The organism is Aeromonas sp. R7-1, assembly GCF_040908115.1.
GTDB classification, from domain to species: domain Bacteria; phylum Pseudomonadota; class Gammaproteobacteria; order Enterobacterales; family Aeromonadaceae; genus Aeromonas; species Aeromonas caviae.
Window position 1 is genome coordinate 192967 of the sequence record NZ_JBFODD010000064.1, and the last position, 19301, is coordinate 212267.

Here is a 19301-nt window from a genome sequence, read left to right on the forward strand (position 1 = left end):
CCTTTTACTCTCATCCCATCGCAAGAGAAGGAGCCAACCATGACCATCGAGATCCAAGCCCCCTACCGGTTGATCCTGGCCGAATCCCCGCAGCAGGTCATGGCGCTGCAAACCTATATCCAGGCCGCCTATACCCTCGAGTTCAACGCCCGCATTCCCCATTTCCTGCCCTGCCTGCTTGGGCTCTACCGGGCAGATGGCGTGCTGGTCGGTGCCTGCGGCCTTAACCAGGCCTGCCATGGCGAGCACGAGCAACCTCTCTATCTGGAGCAATATCTGGAGCAGCCTGTCGAGGCCGCCATCGAGACCCGTCTCGGGGTACGTCCGGCCCGCCACCGCATCATCGAAGTGGGCAATCTTGCCTGCAGCGAACCGGGTCACGCCCGCCTGATGTTTGCCGCGCTGTGCCGTCTGCTGTGTGACAACGCCCTGGACTACGTGGTGTTCACCGGCACTGCCAAGCTGCGCAACAGCTTTACCCGCCTGCGTCTCAACCCGGTGGAGCTGGCACTCGCAGAGGCCCATCAGGTGGGAGAGGATGCCAGCGCCTGGGGCGAATACTACCGCTGCCAGCCCAAGGTGATGGCAGGCGACATCAACCAGGGGCGCGAGGTGCTCGCACAGAGCAGCCTGCTGCTCAACCTGCTGGGGCCCATGCCCCGCCTTTTTAACCATGCCGACATCGACAGGAGGTGCGCGCAATGACGCTGTTCGACACCATCGCCCACCATGCCAGCCAGACCCCGCTCCAGCCTGCACTGCTAGGCAGCCAGGGTGAGCTGGATTACCAGAGCCTGTGGCAGCAGATCCAGCAACTGGCAGGAGTGCTGCAAGGGGCCGGCATCCGCCGCCTGGCCCTGCAACTCGACAATGGCCTGCCCTGGGCGCTGATCGATCTCGCCTGCACCTGGGCCGGCATCGTGGTCATCCCGGTTCCCCACTTCTTCAGTCCGGCGCAGCAGACGTGGCTGCTTGAAAGCAGCGGAGCCGACGCCCTGGTCGGCCCGGAGCACCAGGGGTGGCAAGCCGGCTCGCCCCTCGTGCTCATGGCAGGCAGGCCCGATGAGCAGGCCGTGCCCCTGTGGCGCCGCATCCCGGCCCGCCTCCCCGAGCTGCCAGCGGGCACCGCCAAGATCACCTATACCTCTGGCACCACGGGGCAACCCAAGGGCGTCTGCCTGTCGCTGGAACAGATGACGGCGGTCTGCGGATCCCTTGCCCTGCGGGTGGCCCCTGCCCGGGTTGAGAAGCACCTGACCCTGCTGCCCCTCACCACCTTGCTGGAGAACCTGACCGGCTTGTATGTACCGCTGCTGACCGGCGCCTGCAGCCGCATCCCCTCCCTGGGGGAACTCGGCTTCTCGGGCTCCAGCAAGCTGGATCCTGCAGCCCTGGCCCAGGCACTGCTGCGCTGGCCCAGCCACAGCCTGGTGCTGGTACCCGAGTTGCTGCGCCTGCTGCTGGCCCTGTGCCTCAATACCCCTGCCCTGGCGACACAGCTCGGCACCCTGCGCTTCGTCGCCGTGGGCGGCGGCAAGGTCGCCCCCGAACTCATCGCTCACGCCCGTGCGGCGGGGCTGCCGGTCTACGAGGGATACGGTCTCTCCGAATGCGGCTCCGTGGTCGCCCTGAACGGCCCCCACGGGGATCGTCCCGGCAGCGTCGGCCTGCCTCTGCCCCACTGCCAGGTGACGATCGCCGCAGACGGCGAAGTCATGGTCAGCGGCAGCGCCATGCTGGGCTACCTGGGGGAAGAGGGCGAGACGGGCAGCCAGATCGCCACAGGGGATCTGGGTCGGATCGACGAGGAGGGCTATCTCCATATCACAGGGCGCAAGAAGAACGTGCAGATCACCGCCTTTGGCCGCAATTTCTCCCCGGAGTGGGTGGAAGCCCAGGCCCAGCTCTGCCCGGCCATCGCCCGCATCGTCATCTTCGGTGATGGTCAGCCCGCCAACGTGGCCCTTATCCAGCCGCTGCCGGGCAGCCAGTCCCAATTGCCAGAGCAGATTGCCCGGCTCAACCAGCAGTTGCCCGATTACGCCCGCATCCATCACTGGTTGCCGGTCGCCCTGGATCAGCTCCCTGGCCTCCTGACGGCCAACGGGCGCCCCCGTCGCAACGAGATTTATCACCATTTTTCCCGGCAGATCAGCCAATGCCTCACAGGAGAGACCTCATGAGCTTCTACCAGACCCTGCAACAAGCCACCACCTGCGAACGCGAACGCCTGTTCAACGCCCCCATCATCGAGGCCTGCCGCCGCGGCGACATCAGCCGTGACACCTACCTCGCCTTCCTGGCACAGGCCTACTACCACGTGCGCCACACGGTGCCGCTCCTGATGGCCACCGGCGGCAAACTGGGGCAGGAGTACGAATGGGTGCGAGGCGCCATCAGGGAGTACATCGACGAGGAGTACGGCCATCAGGAGTGGATCCTGAACGACATCCGTGCCTGCGGCGGTGATGCCGAGGCGGTGCGCCACGGCCAGCCGGGCCTGCCCATCGAGCTGCTGGTGGCCTTCCTCTACGATCAGATCCAGCGCGGCAACCCCATGGGCTTCTTCGGCATGGTGCAGGTGCTGGAAGGCACCAGCGTCGCCATCGCCCTGACCGTCGCCGACCAGCTCAAGAGCGGTCTGGGTCTGCCACCTCAAGCCATGAGCTACCTGAGCTCCCACGGGGCCCTGGACCAGGAGCACCTCAAATTCTTCGAATCCCTGATGAACCGGGTGGAAGATGCCGCCGATCAGGCCGCCATCATTCACGCCGCCAAGGTGGTCTACCGCCTCTATGGCGACATGCTCTATCAGCTCACGGGATCCTGCCAATGAAGCTTGAAGGCAAACGCATACTGCTGACTGGCGCCAGTGGCGGCATTGGTGAAGCCCTGGCCCATGAACTGGCGGCCCAGGGTGCCCATCTGCTGCTGCACGGTCGTCGGGCCAGCGCCCTGGAGCGCCTGCGCCGGGAGCTGCCTCATCCGGATCGCCACCAGACGGTGACGGCCGATCTCGGCTCTCCCCATGAACGGGCGCAGCTGCTGCAACATCCGGCCCTGGACGAGGGGCTGGACGTGCTCATCAACAGTGCAGGCTGCAACCAGTTCGCCTGGCTGGAGGATCAGAGCAGCGAGCAGGTGACACGCCAGTTGCTGCTCAACGTCGAGGCGCCCATCCAGCTCACCCGGGCCCTGCTGCCCCGGCTGCGCAAGCCCGCCATCATCATGAACATCGGCTCCAGCCTCGGGGCCATCGGTTTTGCCGGCTACAGCGTCTATTGCGCCAGCAAGTTCGCCATGCGCGGCTTCAGCGAGTCTCTGGGGAGGGAGCTGGAGGGAACCGGCATCAAGGTGCTGCACTTTGCCCCCCGTGCCACCCGCACCCACCTCAATTCCGAGGCGGCCTATGCCATGAATGCCGAGCTCGGCACCCGGACCGACAGCCCACAGGACGTGGCCGAGGAGGCCGTCATCGCCCTGTGCAACGAAACGCGCCGCCGCTGGCTCGGCTGGCCGGAAAAGCTTTTTGTGCGGCTCAACGGCCTGCTGCCCGCCTTGGTGGACATGGCCCTGGCCAAGCAGCGCCCGATCATCGAGCGCCACGCCCGCCGCACCGCCTCCCCAGCCCCCGATCACAGGAGCGATCCCGCCTGTGCGACAAACGAGAAGGAACATTGAGATGAAGCACGCCACTTTCCGTCCCCGATTTGGTCACGGCCCCCTGTTGCTCGCCCTGGGAGGCCTGCTGGCAAGCGGTCTGGCCCAGGCCGCCGATGCCCTGCCCACCATTCAGCAGGAGTGGGCCCACTGCCAGTACCAGCAGACCGGAAAAGCCAAGGAGAGCTGCCTGGAGAGCCTGAGTGCCAAGGCCGATGAGGCGAGCGCCAAGGAGGCATTTCGCACCGATCTGCTGATCTGGTCCGCCATCGTCAAGAGCACCTGGGCGGGGGCCAAGGGCGGCCTCGGCGCCCTTGGCCTGGTGAAGGAGGCCAAGGCCAAGCTCGAGATCGCCATCAAGCAGGATCCCAAGGCGCTGGAAGGCTCGGCCTACACCAGCCTGGGCTCCCTCTACTACCAGGTGCCGGGCTGGCCGGTGGGCTTTGGTGACGACGAGAAGGCGGAGAAGCTGCTCAAGCAGGCGCTGGCCATCAATCCCACCGGCATCGACCCCAACTTCTTCTACGGCGACTTCCTGCTGGATCAGGGTGACAAGGCACAGGCGAAGGTCTATCTGGACAAGGCCCTGGCCGCCCCGGCCCGCCCTGGCCGCGAGGTGGCGGACGAGGGCCGCAGAATGGAAATTCGCGAGCGTCTCGCCAAGCTGTAAACACAAGCAGCACAGTGCGCTATTTCAACTCTGCCCACCAGCTTGCATACTGGTGGGCAGTGTCGTTTGAGGGAGAGAACAATGCGGATCCTGTTGGTGGAAGATGATGTGATGCTGGGAGACGGCATGGTGGATGCCCTGCGCAGCAGCGGCTACACGGTGGACTGGCTCCAGCAGGGGATGCCGGCCCTCTCGGCGCTCAAGAGCGAGGAGTTTGCCGCCCTTGTCCTGGATCTCAACCTGCCGGACATCGACGGCATCAGCCTGCTGCGCAAGTTGCGCCGGGAGGGGCAGACCCTGCCTGTGCTCATCCTGACCGCCCGTGATGCCCTGGACGACCGGGTACTGGGGCTGGATGCAGGCTCCGACGACTACATGGTCAAACCCTTCGCCCTGCAGGAGCTCAACGCCCGGCTGCGCGCCCTGGTGCGGCGCAGCAAGGGGCAGGCCCAGGCGGTGCTGGAGTACGGGGAGCTGCAGCTCTTCCCCGCGTCACAACAGGTCACCTATCGGGGCGAGCCGGTCAAGCTCACCCCCCACGAGTACAAGCTGTTGCAGGAGCTCATCACCCAGAGCGGCCGGGTATTGAGCCGGGATCAACTGCAACAGAGCCTCTACGGCTGGGACGAGGGGGCAGAGAGCAACGCGGTGGAGGTGCACATTCACCACCTGCGCAAGAAATTCTTCCCCGAGCTCATCCGCAACATTCGCGGCGTCGGTTACATCGTGCCCCAGCTCGACGTCCAGGGCGCAAGAGGAGCCTCCGCCCCATGAGCCGTGTCCGTTCCATCCGCCGTTTCCTGCTCTCCGGCATCCTGGCCCTGGTCAGCCTCAGCCTCGCCATCAGCGGCCTTATCGGCTACCTGCAGGCCAACCACGAGATGGAAGAGCTGTTTGATGCCCGTCTCGCCCAGTCCGCCCGCATCACCAACCAGTTGCTCAGCCGCTATCTCAAGCAGAGCGGCGAGCTGCCGCGCAACGGCACCGTGTACCAGGAGTGGGTGCAGGCCGTCCCCGAGACGCCCCACATCGAGAAGGGCGGCTTCTTCCAGTTCGGCCAGGACAACGAGTTCACCCCCTATGGCCATGAATTCGAACACAACCTCTACTTCCAGTTGCTGAGCGAGCAGGGCGCCGTGCTGCTGCGCTCGCCCAATGCCCCGGCCCAACCGTTGACCACCCTGGAGCGGGGCTTCAACAGCGAGACCAAGGATCACCACGAGTGGCGCACCTTTACCCTCTACAACGAAGGTGAACAGACCTGGCTCATCGTGGCGGAGCGGGATGACGAACGCAGCGAGCTGGCCAGCAAGATGGCCACCCTCACCATGCTGCCCCTCTTCATCACCCTGCCCTTCCTGCTCGGTCTGCTGTGGTGGCTGATCACCCGGGGGCTGTCACCGCTGCACCAGCTGGCGCAAGCCATCGGCGAGCGTCATCCCGCCAACCTGAGCCCCCTCAATCTCGCCATCAAGGCCGAGGAGCTGACGCCGCTGGTGGGGGAGATCAACCGGCTGATGCACGCCCTCGCTGACACTCTGGATCGGGAGAAACAGTTCACCAACGAGGCCGCCCACGAGCTGCGCACCCCCCTCGCGGTACTGCGCATCCACAGCGAGAACGCCATGACGGCCGAGGATGATCAGAGCCGGGAGCAGGCACTGCGCAAGATGCTCTTGGCCCTCGATCGCAGCGATCGGCTGATCCGCCAGTTGCTGACCCAGGCCCGCATCGACAACCAGCAGAGCCCGGCCCTCACCGCCCTTCCCTTGTTCCCCCTGTTGCAGGGCACCCTGGCGACCCTGGCCCCCATCGCCCTGAAAAAGGATCAGCAGCTGTCCCTGGAGGGCGCCGAACAGGTGCAGGTAATGGGACAGGCGATGTTGCTGGAGCTGATGTTCGGCAACCTCATCGACAATGCGCTGCGCTACACCCAGGTGGGCGGCGAGGTCGCCGTGGTGGTGAGCCTGGTGGGCAACCGGATCCGAGTGGATGTGCGGGACAACGGCCCCGGCATCCCCACCGCCGCCCTCTCCCGGTTGTGCGAGCGCTTCTTCCGGGTCAATCCCCAGCAGGGGGATGGCGTGGGCCTTGGCATGGCCATCGTCTCGCGCATCGCCCAGCTTCACGGAGCGGATCTCGACATTCACAACCGGCCTGAAGGGGGGCTCGAAGTGAGCGTGCTGCTGCCCGCCTCTCGCCAGGCATGAGGGGTCAGCCTTTGCGCACGCCATGAAAAACGGGGGCCAGGCCCCCGTTTTTCATGGCTGCACCACCCTAGTCGCAGGTGGGCTGTACAGTGAAGGTCCGGCTCGAATCCACCGGTCCCAGCTCCGCCAGCAGACGGCGCCCCAGCAGCACCGGGTAGATCATCTTGCTGCGATCCCGCAGGGTGAACCACTCCTTGTAGACCTGGTCCCCGACGCAGACGGACATGGTCACCGTCGGGCGCTGCTCCATGCCGCCCGCCCCGCGCACCGTCACGCTGCGCTCCACAGGTCGCTCCACGCTCCGGCGCACCACCTTGTCGGTATTGGCATCGGTCAGCACCAGGTTGAAGCGCACCCAGGGCTTGCCATCCTTCTTGAAATGCTTCAGGTCGCGGGCATCCAGCGACGAAGTGAGGGCACCGGTATCGAGCTTCATCTTGACCGCCACTCCGTAGGGCATCAGCACCCCCTTCTCGATCCAGCCATAGCTGGTCTGGGCCGCCATCGCGCTGCCGCACAGCGCCCACATCATGGCCGCCGCCACCATTCTCTTGCCCATTTTGCTCTCTCGCCTTGTCAGTCTTGCGCCCAGATGTATCACAGCCAACTGCCGGGTCAACCGGATTCTGGCGTGCAGGGGAGCGGGCTCTGGACGCGGTGCCAACAGGCGACAATCCATGCCGGGCACGGCGCGTGAGTGGGGAATGCAGCAGGAAAACGAGGGGAGAACAGGGTGCTGGATGACGCTGGCGGCCATCCTCAGGTTGTGACGCCAAAGGCTACCACAGCGGTGCGTGAATTATCAGTCTTGTTCTGACGGGATTTTTGCCTACACTGCTGTAAACCGGAGGGCCTGAAAACCACCGGTTTTTTTGCGCCTGCCGAAAAGTTGCCACTGCAAAGTGACCTCTCACACAAGGCTCAATAAGGAATTCGCAATGCGTATCGAAGAAGACTTGAAGCTCGGTTTCAAGGATGTCCTGTTTCGCCCCAAGCGCTCTACTCTCAAGAGCCGTTCCCAAGTCAGCCTGACCCGCCAGTTCACCTTCAAGCACACCCAGACCCAATGGCAGGGCGTGCCCGTCATCGCCGCCAACATGGATACCGTCGGCAGCTTCGCCATGGCGCGTACCCTGGCCAGCTTCGAGATGATGACGGCGGTGCACAAGCACTACAGCCTTGCGCAGTGGCAAACCTTCGTCAATGAGACCGACCCGGCCCTGCTGGGCCATGTGATGGTCTCTACCGGCACCTCGGAGGAGGACTTCACCAAGACACGCCAGATCCTCGCGATGTCCAGCGCCCTGCGCTTCATCTGCGTGGACGTGGCCAACGGCTACTCCCAGCACTTCGTCGAGTTTTTGCGCAAGATCCGCGAGGCCTGCCCGAACCACGTCATCCTGGCGGGCAACGTGGTGACCGGCGAGATGGTGGAGGAGCTGATCCTCTCCGGCGCCGACATCGTCAAGGTGGGCATAGGCCCGGGCTCGGTCTGCACCACCCGGGTCAAGACCGGGGTCGGCTACCCGCAGCTCTCCGCCATCATCGAGTGTGCCGATGCGGCCCACGGCCTGGGTGGCCAGATCGTCGGTGACGGCGGCTGCACCTGCCCGGGGGATGTGGCCAAAGCCTTCGGCGGCGGCGCCGACTTCGTGATGCTGGGAGGCATGCTGGCCGCTCACGAAGAGTGCGGCGGTGAAATCGTCGAGGTCGATGGCGAGCCCTTCATGAAGTTCTACGGCATGAGCTCGGCCAGCGCCATGGACAAGCACGCCGGCGGCGTCGCCGAGTATCGCGCCTCCGAAGGCAAAACCGTGCTGCTGCCCTACCGCGGCCCGGTGGAGAACACGGTGCGCGACATCCTGGGCGGGGTGCGATCCACCTGCACCTATGTGGGTGCCAGCCAGTTGAAAGAGCTCACCAAACGCACCACCTTCATCCGGGTGCGCGAGCAGGAGAACAACGTCTACGGCAAGGAGTAAGTTCCTCCTTCGGCCCCGAGCCGACCGTTAGAAGCCAGCCAACCGGTGTGCTACCCTGCGCACCGGTTTTTTTGCATCTGGGATCCCGCGCCATGACAAGCCCTCTCCCCCCGTTCGACTGGGACATCTTCTGCTGCGTCGTCGACAACTTCGGTGACATCGGCGTCACCTGGCGACTCGCCCGCCAGCTCAAACAGGAAGGCGCGCTCCCGGCGCAGAAGAGTGAGGTGCAGGTGCGGCTCTGGGTGGACGATCTGGCTAGCTTCGCCCGCATCTGCCCGGCGCTCGACCCCGCACAGGACGGTCAGTGGGTCGATGGCATCTATGTCCAGCACTGGCACGAGCGCCTCCCCGCCGACATGACCCCGGCCAGGGTCGTCATCGAGGCGTTTGCCTGCGAGCTGCCCGCCCCCTTTATCGAACGCATGGCCGAGCAGACCACGCCCCCCTGCTGGATCAACCTCGAATACCTCTCGGCCGAGAGCTGGGTCGAGGATTGCCATGGCCTCGCCTCGCCCCAGCAGGTCGGCAGCCGGCGCCTCGACAAGTACTTCTTCTTCCCGGGTTTCACCGCCAGAACCGGCGGCTTGCTGTGCGAGCACGGCCTCATCGTCGAGCGCGAGCGCTGGCAGCAGGATGAAGCGGGACTGGCCGCCTACTGGGCCAGCCTCGGCCTGCCACCCCAACGAGAAGACGAGCTGCGGGTCAGCCTCTTTACCTACGAGAGCGAGGCGCTCAGGAGCCTGGTCGAGGGCTGGCGCCAGAGCGTCACCCCCGTCACCCTGCTGCTGCCGCTGGGGCGCTCCCTCGACGACGTGCTTATCGGCGCAGGGCTGGCAGCGGCCATTCCCGGTGCCCGGGCCGGAGATCTGCTCCAGGCGGGCAACCTCACCATCAAGCTGCTGCCGATGACCGATCAGAGGGGCTACGATCGCCTGCTGTGGAGCTGCGATCTCAACCTGGTGCGCGGGGAGGACTCCTTCGTGCGGGCCCAGTGGGCGGGGCGCCCCTTCCTCTGGCATATCTACCAGCAGGAAGAGGATGCCCACATGGTCAAGCTGGACGGTTTTCTCGACCACTACCTCTCCCCCTTGCCAGCGCCGGCCGGTCAGTGGCTGCGCCGCTTCAACCATGCCCTCAACCGGGGGGAGCATACGGGTGAACTCTGGGCACAATGGCCGCAATACGCGGCCATATGGCAGCAACATGGGCGCACCTGGCCACAGAGGCTGCTGGCGGACGGGGATCTCGTCACGAGGTTGGTGAAATTTTTAGAAAGCCGTATATAATCTGGCAGTTTTTATCCGTCCGTTTCACGAACAGGAATTTTTTACATGAAAACCGCACAGGAAATCCGCGCTGGTAACGTAGTCATGATCGGCACCGAGCCGATGGTGGTCCAGAAGGCTGAATTCAACAAATCCGGCCGTAACTCCGCCGTGGTCAAGATGAAGCTGAAGGGTCTGCTGAACGGCAGCGCCACCGAGACCGTCTTCAAGGCCGACGACAAGCTGGAAGTCGTTCAGCTGGAGCGTAAAGAGTGCACCTACTCCTACTACTCCGACCCGCTGTATGTCTTCATGGACACCGAGTACAACCAGTACGACGTCGAGAAAGACAACCTGGGTGATGCCCTGAACTACCTGGTAGACGGCATGGAAGACCTCTGCGAAGTGACTTTCTACAACGAGAAAGCCATCTCCGTAGAACTGCCGACCACCATCGTGCGTGAAGTCGAGTACACCGAGCCGGCCGCCCGTGGCGACACCTCCGGTAAAGTGACCAAGCCTGCCCGCCTGAAGGGCACCTCCTACGAGCTGGCCGTTGCCGCCTTCGTGGAGATCGGTGACAAGATCGAAATCGACACCCGTACCGGTGAATTCAAGCGTCGCGTCAACTAAGTTGACCCCTTGATGTGATTGCAAAAAAAGCGAGCCAAGGCTCGCTTTTTTATTGGCTGGCACCTCACGGCCGGCCTGATGAGAAGCCGTGCCCCTAGCGGCGATGGGCCAGTGCCCGCACCAGCCTGTCCCCCACCCCCTGTACCAGTTGCACCAGCAGCAGCAACATGACCACTGTCCCTGCCATCACCTTGTCGTCAAAGCGCTGGTAGCCATAGCGGATCGCCAGATCCCCGAGCCCGCCACCACCGACCACCCCCGCCATGGAAGAGAAGCCAATGAGCATCACCACCGTCAGGGTGAGTCCGGCCAGCAGCGCCGGCAAGGCCTCGGGCAGCAGCGCCTTGACGACCACGTGCCAGCCGCTGCCCCCCATGGCGAGCACGGCTTCGACGCGCCCCTTGTCCACCTCATCAAGGGCGCTCTCCACCACCCGGGCAAAGAAGGGGAAGGCCCCCAGAGTGATGGGAACGATGGCTGCGGTGCTGCCCAGTGAGGTGCCGACCACCAGCCGGGTCAGGGGGATCAGGGCGATCAGGAGCACCACGAAGGGGAGCGACCGCCCGATGTTGATACCGATCCCCAGCACCATGTTGAGACGGGGCAAGGGCAGCACGCCCCCGGGACGGGTCACCACCAGCAGCACCCCGGTCGGCAGCCCCAGCAACAGGGTGAACACGGCCGCCACTCCCACCATGTAGAGCGTTTCGAGCGACCCCTGATACATCAGTTCGAGCAAGGCATCTGCACTCAGGCGACTCTGCATAAACGCACCTCCTCTGTGACCCCGTGACGCGCCATGAAACGCCGCAGGATCTCGGGATCCGGCAACAGGGCCTGCCGCACGCGGGAGTCGGGGTTGGCCAGCAGGGTGCCCAGAGCGCCGCTTTCCACCAGCTGACCCCGTTCAAGCAATGCCGCGTGATCGCAGATGGCCCTGACCACCTCCAGCTCGTGGGTGATGAGCACTATGGTGATCCCGAGGCGGCGGTTGATGTCGGCAAGCAGCGCCAGCACCGACTCCGTGGTCTCCGGATCCAGGGCACTGGTCGCCTCGTCACAGAGCAAGTGGCGCGGATTGGCGGCCAGGGCGCGGGCGATGCCCACTCGTTGCTTCTGCCCCCCCGACAACTGGGAGGGAAAGGCGCGACGGTGCTCGCCAAGCCCCACCAGTTCCAGCAGCTCGCTGACCCGGGCAGCCCGCTCCCGGCGCGCCACACCGGCGATTTCCAGCGGGACCGCCACATTCTCCTCCACGCTGCGGGCGTGCAGCAGATTGAAGTGCTGGAAAATCATGCCGGTCCCCTGACGGTGGCGGCGCAAGGCCGCCCCCTCCAGGGCCGTGATGTCGCGGCCATCGAACAGGATGCGGCCCCGGCTTGGCCGCTCCAGCAGATTGAGGCAACGAATGAGCGTGCTCTTGCCCGCGCCGCTGCGCCCGAGAATGCCGTAGATGGCCCCATCCGGAATCTCGAGCGACACTCCCTCCAGAGCGGGTTGCCCGTGCCCCGGGTACTGCTTGCCGAGCCCCTCCAGCACTATCATGACTGCCGCCCGGCCACCGGGATCACCGACCCCTTGTAGCTCTTGCGAATGAAGTCGGCGATCGCCCTGGACTCCAGGTCCCGCGCCAACTGGCGGATCCGCGGATCATCCTTGAGCGCCGGGGTGGTCACCAGGATGTTGGCGTAGGGATTATTCTGGGCGCTCTCCAGCCCCAGGGCATCGCGAGCAGGCTCCAACCCCGCCTCCAGGGCATAGTTGCCATTGATCACCGCCAGATCCACGTCGTCGAGGGAGCGCGGCAGCTGCGGCGCCTCGATCTCCAGGATCTTGAGCGCCTTGGGGTTGGTGGCGATGTCGTGCACCGTCGCCAGATCCCGCGCCGGATCCTCATGGCCGGCCTTGAGGGTGATGAGCCCCTCGTGCTGCAACAGATAGAGGGCCCGGCTCAGGTTGGTGACATTGTTGGGCAGGGCGATCACCGCCTTTTCCGGTACCTCCCTCAGGTGCTTGAACTTCTTCGAATAGATGCCAAGAGGCTCCACGTGTACGGTCGCGGCCACCACCAGCTCGGTGCCGAGCGCCTTCTCCTGATCCCGCAGGTAAGGGACGTGCTGGAAGTAGTTGGCATCCACATCACCCGCCACCAACAGGGCATTGGCATTGATGCCGCCGCTGAGCTCGATCACCTGCAGATCCAGCGAAGGGTCCTGGCGTTTCACCTCGCCGAGGATATCCGCATGGGGCAGTGGATCCGCGGCAACCCGCAGCGCCTGGGCTGCCTGGGCGGAGAGAGAGAGTCCGAGGGCCAATACCAGGCCGCTCAGGGAAAACAGTCCGTGCTTGTTCATCTTGTGCTCCTTGCCATGCAATCAATGGGTGGTTTCGCCGACCGCCAGCGCCCGGGGCGCCGGCAACAGATCGGCATGGTGGCGCAGTGCCACATCAGGGTGGGAACGCAGCCGCCCCTTGAGGTAGTTCCAGCCCACCTCCCGCAGCAGCGGATTGTGCGGGTCGGTGGCAGGCCCCCTGGCTTCACGGGCCAGTGCCTCGGGCAGCGGATAGACGGGCACCACGGCGTCGAGCTGGGCCCCCAGGAAGAAGGCGATGGAAAGACGCTCCTGCCCCGGTGCCGACGGCACCACCCGGTGCACGGTCGCCCGCAGGTAGCCGTTGCTGGCGAGCTCCAGCAGCTCACCGATGTTGACCACGAAGGTGCCTGGGAGCGGGAGCGCATCGATCCAGTGATCCGGCGCCACCTCCACCTGCAGGCCGGGCTGGTCATCCTGCAGCAGGAAGCTCAGGAAGCCCGAATCCTTGTGGGGACCGACCCCCTGGGTGGCGCCCCGCTCACCGGGATAGCGGATCAGCTTGATATGTTCGTTCGGACGCTCTCCATGCAGGGCATCGAAGGCATCTGGCGACAGTGCGAGCGCCTCGGCAAAAGCCCCGAGCAGGGTTCGGGACATCCGGGTCATCTGCCCACGCCAGTGCGTCAGCACGGGTTGCAGTGTCGGCAGCGCCTCCGGCCACTGATTCGGCCCCTGCAACAGCCACCAGGGCGGGTCGCCCGCCGCGCGCGGCAAGGCAGGGCGATCGGCACCGATATCAAACTGCTCTCGCCAGTCGGGTTGACCCCGGGTCAGCTCCGCCCCCGGTCGGTTGTAGCCACGAAAATGGGGAGAGTGGATCATGGCGACCTGCTGCTTGGCCGCCAGAGGCAGCGCAAAGAAGGCCCGCGACAGCTGCTGCACTTCCTGTTGCAGCTCGGGATCGATGCCGTGGCCGGTCAGGTAGAAAAATCCCGTCTCTCTCGCGGCATCGCGCAACGATGCCAGAAAATCGGCCCGGGCGTCGGGCGAGGCATCCAGCTGCCTCAGGTCGAGGATGGGCAAGTGAACCAAGGTGCTCATGGCGATAACGCTCCCTGTCGATGGAAAGTGAGGGTGAACCTCTCGTTCTGACGAGACAGGGGGGAGAATTCTCCGCCTGCGGCCAGTGGCGACATGCCCCGGCCCCCTGTCTGTCTGCCCTTACTGAACCATGTATGGGTCACGGGATGGAACAATCAAAACCGGGAATGCTTTGCCATTTGGAACAATCCCGGGCCCGTGTCCGGCCCGCCGGTCAGACCCTCTTCGCCACCGCCGATGCCGATGTGCCCCCTTGCCCTAAAGAAACCCCCGGCGAGGCCGCTATGAGGGAGTGCTGGAGGATCCCCCATGACATTTCGCCCCTATCTGCTGCTGACCCTGCTTGCTTTTGCCGCCCACGGCGCCGGGCAGGCACCGTCAGGCGCCGCCCCGGATCCAGCCCCCCTGGTTCCCCCCGACTACTGGCAGAGCAGCGACTGGCAGGGAATACCCGACAGCACCAGGGTGGACAAGCAACAGGTACTGTTTGCCAAGCACGACAGCGACAACTACGTGGGTCTGGTCATCCTGCTGCCCGACTGGCAGCGCAGCGGCCAGCTGTGGCAACTGACCCGGGAGCTCGGTCGGCTCGGTTTCGATACCCTGCTGCTGCTCCCCTCGCCGCAGCAGACCGAGCTCGACCCCGCCGCCGAGAAGAAACAGCAGGTCATCGACGATTTTCGCAAGCAGTTTGCCTCCCGCATCAGCAAGCTGGGGGATGCCAAGCTGCAGGAGGGGGGCTTCAAGCTGCTGCTGGCCCAGGGTACCAGCGCCGCCTGGGCCGCCAACCTCATCGCCAGCGAACAGTTGCCCGCCCCCGATGCCCTGGTGCTGCTCGACGGCTTTTTCCCCAACCAGCTGAGCAACCAGACCCTCGCCAAGCAGATAGCCCAGGGCAGCATCCCTACCCTGGATCTCTATCAGGAGGAGGGAGGACGCTGGCCCCTGCTGGCGGCCGAAGCCCGCAGAAGCGAGAGCCGCCGCAGCCACAAGCTCAACTACCGCCCCTATGCCCTGATGGATCTGGAGGAGACGCCGGGGCGTATCCAGGGCTGGCTGACGCACCTGGGCTGGATCTGAGTCCCTCCGAGGCACAGCCACCCGCCTTTTGCCTTCCCCATCGGACTTGACCCGATGCCACCGCGCTGGTCAGCCGCCCTCCATGTTTGGCATCATGTCCGAACCAATGGCAGGAGGCTTCATGCAGCAAATCGTGTTTCTCGACAGCGACACCCTGGACACCGGCATCAATCTGCGCCGCCCCGATTTTCCCCATCACTGGCAAAGCTACCCGACCACGGCGCCGGATCAGGTGGTGGAGCGGCTCAAGTGCGCCAGCATCGCCATCATCAACAAGGTGCGCATCGGGGCCGATGAACTGGCCCAGCTGCCCGAACTGCGCCTGATCGCCCTGGCCGCCACCGGCAGCGACAACCTGGATCTGGAGGCGTGCCGCGCCGCCAATGTCGCCGTGTGCAATATCCGCAACTACTCGGGCCCTTCCGTCCCCGAGCACGCCATGGCCCTGATGCTCGCCCTGTCGCGCAACCTGTTCGCCTGGCGCCAGTCCCTGCTGGAGGGGCGCTGGCAGCAAAGCGGCCAGTTCTGCTTCTTCGACCACCCCATCACGGATCTGCATGGCAAGCGCCTCGGGATCATCGGCAAGGGCACCCTGGGACAGGCGCTGGGACAGCGGGCCAGCGCCATCGGGATGGAGGTCTACTATGCCCAGAGCCAGGTCGGCTCCCCGGGGGATGACGACAGACTGCCCCTGGATGCCCTGCTGCAAAGCTCGGATGTGATCAGCCTGCACTGCCCGCTCACCCCCTACACCCGCCATCTCATCGGGGAGCGGGAGCTGGCCCTGATGAAACCGGGTGCCCTGCTCATCAACGTGGGCCGTGGCGGCCTGGTGGACGAGCAGGCGCTGCTCGAAGCCCTCGGCAACGGCCGTCTGGGGGGCGCCGGCTTCGATGTGGCGAGCGTCGAGCCGCCGCCTCCGGATCACCCCCTGATGCAGGCCCTGCGTTACCCCAATTTCATCCTGACGCCCCACGTGGCCTGGGCCAGCGAAGAGTCGATGCAGCGCCTCGCGGATCAGCTCATCGACAACATCAACGCCTTCTCCCTTGGCAGGCGCCAGCACCGGCTGGTCTGAGGCGCCCGGCCGACCACCTCGTCAGCCCCTTGGCCAGACCACGGCCACGAAAAAGGGGCCATGGGGCCCCTTATTCTGGTGTGCGACGGGATCAATCGTCGTCATGCCATCTGTGCTTCTTGTATTTTTTGTGATGCTTGTGGTGACCACGGTGATAGCCGTTGTCACCCCGGTAGCGATGGCCGCCCCGGTAATCGTTGTTGGACTCGTGAGTGTCGCCGGTGCGAGCACCGATGGCCGAGCCACCTGCCCCGCCGATGCCGGCGCCGATCAGGCGACCGGTATCGCCCCCCACGCTCTTGCCGATGGCAGCCCCGCCCAGGGCACCGACGGCGCCGCCGAGCGCAGCTTCGTTCTTGTTGCCCCTATTGGCCGTGGCCGCACCACCGGCCGCGCCCCCCAGGGCTGCCCCCACCAGGGCGCCGGTGTCGCCACCCAGCTCCTTGCCGATCATGGTGCCCGCCACCCCGCCGGCTCCGCCGCCGAGAATGGTATTGAGGGTCTCGGATGCCTGCACCTGTCCTGTGCCCAACAGCAACGCCCCCAGCAGCGCCAGTGCGCTCATGCCAAACGGTTTCATTTTCATGGGGTACTCCTGTCAAACCTGATGATTGATTATTTTTCCCTGCACTATACAAAGCCCCCTGACCTGCGCCACTGCCGCAAGGGGCACCTCACGGCCAGCCCTCCCTGTCTCCGGTTCGCGACACAATGCAAGAAAGCAGGCTAACCACCTGAAACCACATCAAAAAAAAAGGTCACACGAGAAATCATCCCCGTCATGACCCTTTTCTAGGCCCAAAGGCCCTTTTTTGCAGCGATCACCGTCAGACAGATACTGTCACAACCTCCCCGTCAACGGGCGACGACGCCGCCAGATGCCAGCAATCCCGCCCCTGGTGCTTGCTCTCGTACAGGCAGGCATCGGCCCGCTCGAGCAGCGTCAGGGCATCATCCGGATAGCGCGCGCCGCCGGCGCTCAGGGTGATGGCGTCGGCGAACTCCCGCCATTTCAGGGCCTTCACCCGACCGAGCAGGTGGGTCAGGCGGCATTCCACCTCCGCCTGCTCCCAGGGCAGCAAGGCCGCAAATTCATCGCCCCCGATGCGGTAGACCTGCTCATCCCCCAGGGTTCTCGCCATGATGGTGGCCACCCGAAACAGCACCGCATCCCCCACACCGTGTCCCCAGCTGTCGTTGACGCGCTTGAAGTTGTCCACATCGAACAACACCAGCCAGTAGGGTGTCCCCGCCTGCTCCAGCCCCGCCCGCTGCTGATCGAAAGCTCGCCGGTTCAGGATGCCGGTGAGAGGGTCGTGGAGCAGGGCATCCTGCCCTTGCAGCAGGCTGTTTCGCACCTGTTCTATCTCTCCCAGGCTGCCGTGCACGAACCAGGTTCGCTGACGCCGCTGGATCTCCTTTCGCGCCTCATCCCGGATGAGGCCGCTGAGCGAGCCCTGCACCAGCGCCTGCTCCTGGCGAAAGATCCGCACCAGAAACCACAGGCTGCACAGCCAGATGCAGAGCAATGCCAGGGCGGGCAGCACCACCATCAGCAGGGTGTCTTGCAGGTTTTCATGAAAATGGGAGGGGGGGAGATAGACGTTGAGATCCCACTCCATCCCCTCCAGAGCGTGTTGCAGGTGGCGACCGGCCCAGAACCCGTCCAGGCCGACCGCCTGCGTCTCCCGCTCGAGACGGGGCGGCAACAGCGACAAATTGTGCCCCACCACCAGCTTGCCGCCCTTGCGCTCGGTGATGTAGAGGGCCACCGGATCCTCACCCACTGCCCGGTGCAACGCCCCCTGCAAGGCGCTGAACGACATGTCCACCATCAGCAGCCCAAGCAGTTGCCCCTCATCATCCTTGACCCGCTTGATGAGAGTCAGTACCTGCCGGGCCGAATCGAACTCCGGGTAGGGACCGAACCAGACGAGATCATCACCCTCGCCGGACAGGGTCTGGTACCAGGGCCGCGCCTGTGCCCGGTAGCCCTCCGGTTGCTGCCAGTCGGGATAGCCGTCGAGCCGATGGGTGCGCGCATTGTAGAAATAGAGGAAGTGGGCGTCGTACTTGAACTGATGGGCAATGGGCCAGATGGGATTGATGGCCGATGCCCCGGCAGCGATGGCCTGCTTGTCCAGGGACGCCTCCAGCACGCCAAGCTGGCGGCGGTTGTCCTGCGCCATGTCCTGGAACAGGGTGGCGTCGAGGGCGGCCAGCATGTGACCGTAACCCGCCACCGTCTTGTCGATGCTGCTCAAGTAGCTGGCTGCCGCCAGCAACAGGGTGGCGATCAGCACCAGCCCTCCCAGAAGAAACGACAGCGGAGTCAGTATGTAATAGCGTTCCTTGATCAGCGCCGCCGTCATGCCACCCTCTATAAAATGTCATATTTTATGAATTTTATAGATTAAAAATCTGCAAAAGATATTGATTGAAGTCATTAACATCCACTGCTAATGACAAAAAAGATATCAAGGTGTCTCGCGGCCATATTCACATCCGTCATGTGAATATCCATAAAAAGTAGAAACAGTCATTACTCGTCGTTGACGGTTTATTGCCCGCAAGGTGTTATAGTCGATGACTCGAGAAATCGGAGCCAGATGACCTTTGTCGGCAACGCTGGCGGTGATGATTCATCAACCAAGGAGATGTTATGAGCAGTCCGTTTATCGAACAGATCAAAGCACGTCGTACCATCTATGCCCTGGGCAACCGGGTGACCCACTCCGAGGCCCAGCTGACCGCCCTCATCAAGGATGCCGTCAAGCACAGCCCCTCTTCGTTCAACTCCCAGAGTTCCCGCGCCGTCATCCTGTTCGGCGAGCAGCACCACAAGCTGTGGGACATCGTCAAGGCGGAGCTCAAGAAGATAGTGCCGCCGGAGGCCTATCCCCAGAGTGAAGCCAAGATCAACGGCAGCTTCCGCGCCGGGGCTGGCACCGTGCTCTTCTTCGAAGACACCGCCGTCATCGAGGATCTTCAGCAGAAGTTCGCTCTCTATGCCGACAACTTCCCCATCTGGTCCGAACATGCCACCGGGATCGCCCAGTTCGCGGTCTGGACCACCCTGGCCCAGGAGGGCATCGGCGCCTCCCTGCAACACTACAACCCGCTCATCGACGATGCGGTGCGCAAGGAGTGGGACCTGCCCGCCAGCTGGCTGCTCCGTGCCCAGATGCCTTTTGGCAGCATAGAGCAACCTGCCGGCGACAAGACCTTCATCGACGACGACGTGCGTTTCCGGGTCTTCAAGTAAGCCTTCACGCCCCCTCCACCAGGGGGCGTTTTCATCTCG

The 19301-nt window shown here is 64.3% G+C and carries 20 protein-coding genes; 13 read left to right on the forward strand and 7 right to left on the reverse strand.

The window, feature by feature from the left end:
• Positions 1 to 39 precede the first annotated feature (39 nt).
• From AB5Y51_RS19655 to AB5Y51_RS19685, 7 genes are all read left to right on the forward strand, one after another.
• Positions 40 to 705, forward strand: coding sequence for a thermostable hemolysin (locus AB5Y51_RS19655; RefSeq protein WP_041215639.1), 666 nt, complete (start codon positions 40 to 42; stop codon positions 703 to 705).
• Positions 702 to 2183, forward strand: coding sequence for an AMP-binding protein (locus AB5Y51_RS19660; RefSeq protein ID WP_368179035.1), 1482 nt, complete (start codon positions 702 to 704; stop codon positions 2181 to 2183). Before AB5Y51_RS19655 ends, AB5Y51_RS19660 begins: the two co-directional genes overlap by 4 nt.
• On the forward strand, positions 2180 to 2836 hold the full coding sequence (locus tag AB5Y51_RS19665; RefSeq protein WP_368179037.1) for a TenA family transcriptional regulator: 657 nt from the start codon (positions 2180 to 2182) through the stop codon (positions 2834 to 2836). Before AB5Y51_RS19660 ends, AB5Y51_RS19665 begins: the two co-directional genes overlap by 4 nt.
• Positions 2833 to 3681, forward strand: coding sequence for an SDR family oxidoreductase (locus AB5Y51_RS19670; RefSeq protein WP_039039562.1), 849 nt, complete (start codon positions 2833 to 2835; stop codon positions 3679 to 3681). Before AB5Y51_RS19665 ends, AB5Y51_RS19670 begins: the two co-directional genes overlap by 4 nt.
• Position 3682: 1 nt before the next feature.
• Positions 3683 to 4330, forward strand: a complete 648-nt coding sequence (locus tag AB5Y51_RS19675; protein WP_182954757.1) for a tetratricopeptide repeat protein — start codon at positions 3683 to 3685, stop codon at positions 4328 to 4330.
• A gap of 81 nt (positions 4331 to 4411) precedes the next feature.
• Entirely contained in the window at positions 4412 to 5104 is a 693-nt protein-coding gene (locus tag AB5Y51_RS19680; RefSeq protein WP_041215642.1) for a response regulator, read from the forward strand.
• The gene (locus AB5Y51_RS19685; RefSeq protein ID WP_183148815.1) at positions 5101 to 6540 is read left to right on the forward strand and encodes an ATP-binding protein; all 1440 of its coding nucleotides are present in this window, start codon (positions 5101 to 5103) and stop codon (positions 6538 to 6540) included. Before AB5Y51_RS19680 ends, AB5Y51_RS19685 begins: the two co-directional genes overlap by 4 nt.
• A 67-nt stretch (positions 6541 to 6607) precedes the next feature.
• Here the strand turns inward: AB5Y51_RS19685 and AB5Y51_RS19690 are convergent, their stop codons facing one another.
• Positions 6608 to 7087, reverse strand: coding sequence for an ATP-dependent zinc protease (locus AB5Y51_RS19690; RefSeq protein WP_041201491.1), 480 nt, complete (start codon positions 7085 to 7087; stop codon positions 6608 to 6610).
• A gap of 391 nt (positions 7088 to 7478) precedes the next feature.
• Here AB5Y51_RS19690 and AB5Y51_RS19695 point away from each other — a divergent pair, with 391 nt between their 5' ends.
• The 3 genes from AB5Y51_RS19695 (at position 7479) to efp (ending at position 10423) form a co-directional block, all read left to right on the forward strand.
• A complete protein-coding gene (locus tag AB5Y51_RS19695; protein ID WP_039041089.1) occupies positions 7479 to 8522 on the forward strand; it encodes a GMP reductase in 1044 nt (347 codons plus the stop codon).
• 92 nt (positions 8523 to 8614) lie between these two features.
• Complete coding sequence (earP, locus tag AB5Y51_RS19700) at positions 8615 to 9811, forward strand: elongation factor P maturation arginine rhamnosyltransferase EarP (RefSeq protein ID WP_266135834.1); 1197 nt, start codon at positions 8615 to 8617, stop codon at positions 9809 to 9811.
• Positions 9812 to 9856: 45 nt separating this feature from the next.
• Positions 9857 to 10423, forward strand: coding sequence for an elongation factor P (efp, locus tag AB5Y51_RS19705; RefSeq protein ID WP_010673788.1), 567 nt, complete (start codon positions 9857 to 9859; stop codon positions 10421 to 10423).
• 94 nt (positions 10424 to 10517) lie between these two features.
• Here the strand turns inward: efp and AB5Y51_RS19710 are convergent, their stop codons facing one another.
• The 4 genes from AB5Y51_RS19710 to AB5Y51_RS19725 are packed head-to-tail and all read right to left on the reverse strand — an operon-like array spanning position 10518 to position 13839.
• The gene (locus AB5Y51_RS19710) at positions 10518 to 11189 is read right to left on the reverse strand and encodes a methionine ABC transporter permease (RefSeq protein ID WP_041212539.1); all 672 of its coding nucleotides are present in this window, start codon (positions 11187 to 11189) and stop codon (positions 10518 to 10520) included.
• Entirely contained in the window at positions 11174 to 11968 is a 795-nt protein-coding gene (locus AB5Y51_RS19715) for a methionine ABC transporter ATP-binding protein (protein ID WP_010673786.1), read from the reverse strand. The genes AB5Y51_RS19710 and AB5Y51_RS19715 overlap by 16 nt, the downstream gene beginning before the upstream one ends.
• Positions 11965 to 12777, reverse strand: a complete 813-nt coding sequence (locus tag AB5Y51_RS19720) for a MetQ/NlpA family ABC transporter substrate-binding protein (protein WP_010673785.1) — start codon at positions 12775 to 12777, stop codon at positions 11965 to 11967. Before AB5Y51_RS19720 ends, AB5Y51_RS19715 begins: the two co-directional genes overlap by 4 nt.
• Before the next feature lie 21 nt (positions 12778 to 12798).
• Positions 12799 to 13839: an isopenicillin N synthase family dioxygenase gene (locus tag AB5Y51_RS19725; protein ID WP_368179039.1), complete on the reverse strand. Its 1041-nt coding sequence runs from the start codon at positions 13837 to 13839 to the stop codon at positions 12799 to 12801.
• Between the two features lie 309 nt (positions 13840 to 14148).
• Between AB5Y51_RS19725 and AB5Y51_RS19730 the strand changes: the two genes are divergently transcribed.
• Together AB5Y51_RS19730 and AB5Y51_RS19735 are read left to right on the forward strand one after the other, a co-directional pair.
• Complete coding sequence (locus AB5Y51_RS19730) at positions 14149 to 14919, forward strand: DUF3530 family protein (protein ID WP_039041094.1); 771 nt, start codon at positions 14149 to 14151, stop codon at positions 14917 to 14919.
• A gap of 121 nt (positions 14920 to 15040) precedes the next feature.
• Positions 15041 to 15997, forward strand: a complete 957-nt coding sequence (locus AB5Y51_RS19735; protein ID WP_039041095.1) for a D-2-hydroxyacid dehydrogenase — start codon at positions 15041 to 15043, stop codon at positions 15995 to 15997.
• A 91-nt stretch (positions 15998 to 16088) separates the two neighbouring features.
• Here the strand turns inward: AB5Y51_RS19735 and AB5Y51_RS19740 are convergent, their stop codons facing one another.
• Both AB5Y51_RS19740 and AB5Y51_RS19745 read right to left on the reverse strand, forming a co-directional pair.
• Positions 16089 to 16583 carry a glycine zipper domain-containing protein gene (locus tag AB5Y51_RS19740; protein ID WP_368179040.1) on the reverse strand — a complete coding sequence of 165 codons (495 nt, stop codon included), beginning with the start codon at positions 16581 to 16583 and terminating at the stop codon, positions 16089 to 16091.
• 241 nt (positions 16584 to 16824) lie between these two features.
• The gene (locus tag AB5Y51_RS19745; RefSeq protein ID WP_368179042.1) at positions 16825 to 18369 is read right to left on the reverse strand and encodes a diguanylate cyclase; all 1545 of its coding nucleotides are present in this window, start codon (positions 18367 to 18369) and stop codon (positions 16825 to 16827) included.
• Positions 18370 to 18659: 290 nt separating this feature from the next.
• Here AB5Y51_RS19745 and AB5Y51_RS19750 point away from each other — a divergent pair, with 290 nt between their 5' ends.
• Positions 18660 to 19262 (forward strand): nitroreductase family protein, encoded by a 603-nt coding sequence (locus AB5Y51_RS19750; RefSeq protein ID WP_010673779.1) that lies wholly within the window; start codon positions 18660 to 18662, stop codon positions 19260 to 19262.
• Positions 19263 to 19301: the final 39 nt, after the last annotated feature.

Excerpts from the sequence above, each read along its gene's own strand:
- AB5Y51_RS19655 (WP_041215639.1), top strand. The coding sequence starts at position 40 with ATGACCATCGAGATCCAAGCCCCCTACCGGTTGATCCTGGCCGAATCC.
- AB5Y51_RS19660 (WP_368179035.1), top strand. The coding sequence starts at position 702 with ATGACGCTGTTCGACACCATCGCCCACCATGCCAGCCAGACCCCGCTC.
- AB5Y51_RS19665 (WP_368179037.1), top strand. The coding sequence starts at position 2,180 with ATGAGCTTCTACCAGACCCTGCAACAAGCCACCACCTGCGAACGCGAA.
- AB5Y51_RS19670 (WP_039039562.1), top strand. The coding sequence starts at position 2,833 with ATGAAGCTTGAAGGCAAACGCATACTGCTGACTGGCGCCAGTGGCGGC.
- AB5Y51_RS19675 (WP_182954757.1), top strand. The coding sequence starts at position 3,683 with ATGAAGCACGCCACTTTCCGTCCCCGATTTGGTCACGGCCCCCTGTTG.
- AB5Y51_RS19680 (WP_041215642.1), top strand. The coding sequence starts at position 4,412 with ATGCGGATCCTGTTGGTGGAAGATGATGTGATGCTGGGAGACGGCATG.
- AB5Y51_RS19685 (WP_183148815.1), top strand. The coding sequence starts at position 5,101 with ATGAGCCGTGTCCGTTCCATCCGCCGTTTCCTGCTCTCCGGCATCCTG.
- AB5Y51_RS19690 (WP_041201491.1), bottom strand. The coding sequence starts at position 7,087 with ATGGTGGCGGCGGCCATGATGTGGGCGCTGTGCGGCAGCGCGATGGCG.
- AB5Y51_RS19695 (WP_039041089.1), top strand. The coding sequence starts at position 7,479 with ATGCGTATCGAAGAAGACTTGAAGCTCGGTTTCAAGGATGTCCTGTTT.
- earP (WP_266135834.1), top strand. The coding sequence starts at position 8,615 with ATGACAAGCCCTCTCCCCCCGTTCGACTGGGACATCTTCTGCTGCGTC.
- efp (WP_010673788.1), top strand. The coding sequence starts at position 9,857 with ATGAAAACCGCACAGGAAATCCGCGCTGGTAACGTAGTCATGATCGGC.
- AB5Y51_RS19710 (WP_041212539.1), bottom strand. The coding sequence starts at position 11,189 with ATGCAGAGTCGCCTGAGTGCAGATGCCTTGCTCGAACTGATGTATCAG.
- AB5Y51_RS19715 (WP_010673786.1), bottom strand. The coding sequence starts at position 11,968 with ATGATAGTGCTGGAGGGGCTCGGCAAGCAGTACCCGGGGCACGGGCAA.
- AB5Y51_RS19720 (WP_010673785.1), bottom strand. The coding sequence starts at position 12,777 with ATGAACAAGCACGGACTGTTTTCCCTGAGCGGCCTGGTATTGGCCCTC.
- AB5Y51_RS19725 (WP_368179039.1), bottom strand. The coding sequence starts at position 13,839 with ATGAGCACCTTGGTTCACTTGCCCATCCTCGACCTGAGGCAGCTGGAT.
- AB5Y51_RS19730 (WP_039041094.1), top strand. The coding sequence starts at position 14,149 with ATGACATTTCGCCCCTATCTGCTGCTGACCCTGCTTGCTTTTGCCGCC.
- AB5Y51_RS19735 (WP_039041095.1), top strand. The coding sequence starts at position 15,041 with ATGCAGCAAATCGTGTTTCTCGACAGCGACACCCTGGACACCGGCATC.
- AB5Y51_RS19740 (WP_368179040.1), bottom strand. The coding sequence starts at position 16,583 with ATGAAAATGAAACCGTTTGGCATGAGCGCACTGGCGCTGCTGGGGGCG.
- AB5Y51_RS19745 (WP_368179042.1), bottom strand. The coding sequence starts at position 18,369 with ATGACGGCGGCGCTGATCAAGGAACGCTATTACATACTGACTCCGCTG.
- AB5Y51_RS19750 (WP_010673779.1), top strand. The coding sequence starts at position 18,660 with ATGAGCAGTCCGTTTATCGAACAGATCAAAGCACGTCGTACCATCTAT.